The 4,512-nt window shown below is 38.8% G+C and carries 4 protein-coding genes; all 4 read left to right on the top strand.

Translation table 11 applies throughout. From position 1 onward, the window contains the following. The first annotated feature begins 94 nt into the window (after positions 1–94). The 4 genes from VJ937_RS08080 (at position 95) to VJ937_RS08065 (ending at position 4,370) form a co-directional block, all read left to right on the top strand. Positions 95–1,840, top strand: a complete 1,746-nt coding sequence (locus VJ937_RS08080; protein WP_324066389.1) for a chloride channel protein — start codon at positions 95–97, stop codon at positions 1,838–1,840. Between the two features lie 265 nt (positions 1,841–2,105). After that, positions 2,106–2,606: a sigma-70 family RNA polymerase sigma factor gene (locus tag VJ937_RS08075; protein ID WP_324066388.1), complete on the top strand. Its 501-nt coding sequence runs from the start codon at positions 2,106–2,108 to the stop codon at positions 2,604–2,606. After that, positions 2,587–3,057, top strand: a complete 471-nt coding sequence (locus VJ937_RS08070) for a zf-HC2 domain-containing protein (protein WP_324066387.1) — start codon at positions 2,587–2,589, stop codon at positions 3,055–3,057. Before VJ937_RS08075 ends, VJ937_RS08070 begins: the two co-directional genes overlap by 20 nt. Positions 3,058–3,113: 56 nt before the next feature. Next, positions 3,114–4,370 (top strand): hypothetical protein, encoded by a 1,257-nt coding sequence (locus VJ937_RS08065; RefSeq protein WP_324066386.1) that lies wholly within the window; start codon positions 3,114–3,116, stop codon positions 4,368–4,370. The last annotated feature ends 142 nt before the right edge of the window (positions 4,371–4,512 follow it).

The raw sequence follows: 4,512 nt of genomic DNA, 5'->3' as shown, positions 1-4,512 counted from the left end.
AAAAAGGAGATTTTTATCCCAAAATTCCATAAATTGTCAAACAACGTTATATTTTTGTTGATTGATGGGCAAAAATAGAATTATAGAACGATTTATGGTTTGGCGCAGCGCCAATGTAAGCGATCGCCAGTATGTTAATTTCTTAAGCGTCATAATTGGCATCATGGTTGGATTTGCTGCGGTCATCATCAAAAACTCAGTGCACCTTATCCAGGACCTGCTCACTGCAGAATTTGCTGTTGACCTTCATAATTATATGTATTTTGCCTATCCGGCTATTGGTATATTGTTGGCAATACTATTTGCCCACTACCTTATAAGGCGAAATGTGGGGCACGGTATTCCCACCATTCTATATGCCATTTCAAGAGATAACGGTTATATTGCACGACATAATACTTTTTCGTCGATTGTAACCAGTGCCCTTACCGTAGGTTTCGGCGGTAGCGTCGGATTGGAGGGACCAACTGTAGCTACTGGTTCGGCATGGGGCTCAACAATTGCCCGGGCCACACGCCTCAACCGCAGGCAAACCCTGTTGCTTCTTGCCTGTGCCGGCGCAGGTGCAATGTCAGCCATTTTCAAAGCACCTATTGCAGCCACTGTTTTCGTACTCGAAGTACTGATGATTGACCTCACAATGGCATCAATGGTACCACTGCTTTTTGCCAGCAGTGCCGCAGCCCTTACCTCCTATTTTTTTCTGGGTCAGGATGTACTTTATCCATTTGAAGTGGTACACAAATTCGTTATGAACCAAACTCCCTATTATATTGGTATAGGAGTCATAGCCGGATTCTCATCCATATATTTTGCTCGCATGTACAAATATCTTCAGGGACAATTTGACCGTGTTAAAAGCTCATTTAAACGATGGATAGCGGGCGCGTCAATACTTGGAGTACTTATTTTCCTGTTTCCGTCGCTTTACGGTGAGGGTTATGAAGCTATCAACCAGGCATTACAGGGAAACCACGAATACCTTTTCAATAATAGTGTATTTTATGATCTGCGTACGGAAACATGGGCCGTAATAGGACTTTTTCTGCTGGTTATGTTTTTTAAAGCCATTGCTACATCTGCCACTTTTGGAGCAGGAGGAATCGGTGGTATTTTCGCGCCAACTTTGTTTATGGGGGCAAATACCGGATTACTTTATGCTAAAGTAATCAACCTTACAGGCCTTGAAAACATTCCAGAATCGAACTTTGCCCTTGTAGGTATGGCAGGACTTATAGCCGGAGTGTTGCACGCTCCGCTTACAGCCATTTTCCTGATTGCCGAAACCACCGGCGGATATGGCCTAATAATGCCCCTTATGATTGTGGCAGCTACCTCGTATGCCGTGGTACGCATTTTTGAGCGCTATTCTGTTTATACCTACCAGCTGGCCCGCCGGGGCGATTTATTTACCCACAATAAAGACCAGGTTGTATTATCGATGATGAGCGTACGCAATCTTATTGAAAAAGATTTCCGCACCATTGATCCGGATGCTACGCTCGGCGACCTGGTAAAAAAAGTGGCTGAAAGTAAAAGGAATATCATTCCCGTAATTGAAGACGGAGGTAAACTCCATGGAATAGTTTTTATCAACGATATACGGCACATCATGTTCCGCCGTGAGCTTTATGATAAAATCTATGTGCGGGAACTCATGTTTATGCCTGCCCCTATTGTCGACCCTGATGAATCGATGGACGAAGTAGCAAAAAAATTCAATCAATCATCACACTATAACCTGCCGGTTGTGCGTAATGGTAAATATTATGGTTTTGTATCACGTGCCAATGTTTTTTCAAGCTATCGCCGAATGCTTAAAGATTTTTCAGAAGAGTAAGTGTTTTAACCCTCCGATATTTCAGAGAAAATGGTCTTCATTCTAAAATCTTCAGTACATTTTGACCAATAACTTAAAAAAAGTTGAAACAAGCATGATTAAAATAATTATTAAACACCCACGCAGAAATGATTATTTTACATCATGCGGTTCCATCCCGATTGGCATCGGGACAGGTAATGACCTTTGAAAATTAAAAATAAAATATGAAAAGGATGTCACAAATTCTGGTTTCGCCTGTCATTACATTACAAAAAAACGATGAATGGATTTTGATAAGATATATTTAACGCATTACACATCCATATTTAAATACCTTTTGCAATTGACACGTTGCGAGGAGACGAGCAAAGATCTGGTTCAGGAAGTATTTGAAAATTTGTACATCCAAAAACAAAAAAAACAAAGTATTAAGGATGTCAGAGCATGGTTGTTTAAAACGGCCTACAACCGGTTTGTGAATAATTACAATAAGCAGAAATATAACCTTGCATACATTCAGGAAACCATTCGAACCGAAACTCAACACGAAAGAGAACCGGAAATTGAAGCAAATGAAAAAGTAAAACAATTAGAAGCCGCATTGAATAAAATAGAACCCAAAGCTTACCATCTATTAATATTGTACCAACAAGGATTAAAATACAAAGAGATGGCAGAAATATTAGAAATCAACCCGGCATCAGTAGGTAAAACATTATCGAGAACCATTGAAAAATTACGAACTATTATTAAGGAGGAGTGCCATGAATTGTTTGAAAAATGAAACCATACAAGCTTTTCTGGACAATGAGTTAGCTCCGGAACACGTCAGCCAGGTCAAAAAGCATTTAAAAAAGTGCTCCATTTGCAGAGCGCAATTAAATTCCTATAAAAAAGATTTGACAACTATAAAAAATCATCTGGCAAATCAAATACCAGCCGAGAAACAGGTTATAGTTCCACCATTTCGAAAGCCAACTGGTCAACCAAAAAATATTTGGCCCAAAATAAGAATCTATGCTGTTGCTGCAGCTATTGCTACGCTTATCAGCTTTTCTTTTATAATCAGACAATATAAAGCTGATCAAAAAGAAATGGAACATCTAAAATTCCGGGAACAAAAAATTATGCAACAAGCCAGCATGAATGAACAATGGCAGGAACGTATGATCACGATCACCATAAAAGATAAAAAAGGAAATATAGTAGAGCAAATTACAACATCAGGCAATTAAAAGCTTTGAAAGGCGCCATTCGAAGCAACAAATAAATAATTAAAAACTTAAGCAAAATGAAAAAGCATATTCTAATATTAATCGCAGGCATCATAAGCCTTTCAATTTCAGGGCAAAATACTACACATTACAATGATGGCGTTACAAAGTTTGAAGCTGATGAAGCTTATGGTGCACAAACAGATTGGCACCAGGTATTCTCCGATTATCATCAAAAAATGCATAAACGCCCTGTAGGTAAATACAGAAAAATAATTACTGATAATGAGGGTAATACATACATGACCCAAAAAACAAAACACACCATCTACAAATTCTCTGCAGATGGAAAAAAAACAGTAAATATTGGATCGCACGGATCAGGAGAAGGACAATTCCCAATGCTACCTGAAGTGCAAGGTGTTTTGGATGGAAAGTACATTTATACCACAGATGTTCAGGGAAGGGTCAGGCTGTTCAACCTTGATGGTACATTTTACAAAAATGCACAAATAGATTATATGCCACTAAATACAGTACCACTAAAAAACAAAAAAATAGCAATTTTGGGACATGTAGCCCTGGGAGGAGGAGATGTCCGCAATATCATTAGCATTAAAAACATCGTTACCGGAAAAGAGCAGGTGATCTGGAAAAAAGATAGAACCCGTGAACAAGACGAGGAGAAGACTATTGTTGTGAACCTGGAAGGTAAAGGCATGATTTCATTTAATCAATTTTTTTCAAACCCTGGCCTTTTCAACCCGCATATTGCTTCTACAACGAATGGGAACCTGATTATTGCATTTCCAAAATCAGGCAAAGTTGAAGTTTATAGCCCCGATGGCAGTAAAATTAATTCATTTAAAATGGAAATTGAGCCACTAAAGATAACCGAAACAGACCGAAAAGACTATTATGAGGCAGCATTGCAGAAAGCAAAAGTAGTGGAGAAAAGCATTAAAGAAAGCACGCATTATGATAAAAAAGAACAGCAACAACTGATAGATGGATACTACAGGGGTGTAGAGATGTTGAAAGATCCCGGTTACTACCCCCCTAATCTACCTTATTTTGCAGAACTCCTTATAGATGACTCTAATAATCTCTGGGTAGTAAAATACTCGCCCAAGGAGGCTGCAGAATCATTTCAACTCTACTCCTTCTCGGAAAATGGCGAATACCTGGGCACATCAAAAGTTGAATCTGAAAATTATAAAATTGTACTGGATCCCGATAAGGTGCAATTTCATAACGGAAAAGTAATAGCAGTCGTTCTGGATAAAAACGATAAAAGAATTCCATTACGTCTTCAAAGATTCCGCCTGAAATAGGCCAGTAAAGAATCACAGGTACTTATATTATTTACTGAAGCTTCGCAGCTCTATAGATAGTTGAGATCCTGCATTTTGATTGATACCTTTAGGCCGCACCTAACGGCGCTTGATTATTATGTTTTCAAAATACTTCTACCAT

This window comes from Salinivirga sp. (assembly GCF_035268865.1).
GTDB lineage: Bacteria > Bacteroidota > Bacteroidia > Bacteroidales > Salinivirgaceae > Salinivirga.
This window is presented reverse-complemented; position numbering and strand designations above follow the sequence as displayed.